At 63.6% G+C, this 874-nt stretch carries 1 protein-coding gene; it reads right to left on the minus strand.

What is annotated here, in order from left to right:
• The coding region (locus tag P8H27_RS20515; protein ID WP_289639600.1) for a VCBS domain-containing protein at positions 1-874 on the minus strand (874 nt) is incomplete at both ends.

Below are 874 nucleotides of genomic sequence, written 5' to 3' on the forward strand. Positions count from 1 at the left end.
GCTGAGCGTGAAGTTGTCGCTCTCGATACCCGGGCCGTCGGTGGTCGAGCTGGTCAGCTCATAGTTGTAACTGGCCACCCCAGTGGCCGCGTTGTAGGCGCTGATGGTCAGGCTGCCGTGGGCGCCGATGAACTGGCTGCCGGCCAGGCTGCCGATGGCCACGGTGACGCCATTGATGGTCACGCTCTGCAGGTCATCCAGGCCGTCGGCGTCGCTCAGAGTGAAGCTGCCGCTGGCGAATTCGCTGTTGCTGGCGGCGTCCGAGCCCTGGGACAGGCCGGCTTCGAAGACTCGATCGTTAGCGCCGTCGTTGCCCGGATCGACCACTACCTTCGGCACATCGTTGCTGCCAGTAATGGTGATGGTCAGGGTCGCAGTATCAGTGTCGCCATCGGCGTCCTGCATCGTATAGCTGAAGGTCTCGCTCAGGCTCTCACCCGCATCCAGACCCTGCACCGCCGGGTTGGCGTTGTTCAGGCTGTAGCTGTAGGTGCCGTTGCCGGTGTCGCTGAAGGTGCCGTAAGTGGCCGCGGTGCTGCTCCAACTGACGAAGCTGGTCGGGGTGTCCGCGCCCGGTTGGCCGTTGGGGTGCAGGTCATTAGTCAGCACATTGCCGGTGATCGGGGTAAGGGTGTCTTCGGCGATGCTGTTACTGTCATCCACCGCATGCGGCACATCGTCGACGATCTCGATGACGATACTGGCCGGCGCCGAGGATGCCGTGCCGTCCGACACGCTAAGCGTGAAGGTGTCGCTCTCGATACCCGGACCATCGGTGGTCGGGCTGGTCAGCTCATAGTTGTAACTGGCCACCCCAGTGGCCGCGTTGTAGGCGCTGATGGTCAGGCTGCCGTGGGCGCCGGTGAACACGCTA

This window comes from Pseudomonas sp. sp1636 (genome assembly GCF_030376615.1).
In the GTDB taxonomy this organism is placed as follows: domain Bacteria; phylum Pseudomonadota; class Gammaproteobacteria; order Pseudomonadales; family Pseudomonadaceae; genus Aquipseudomonas.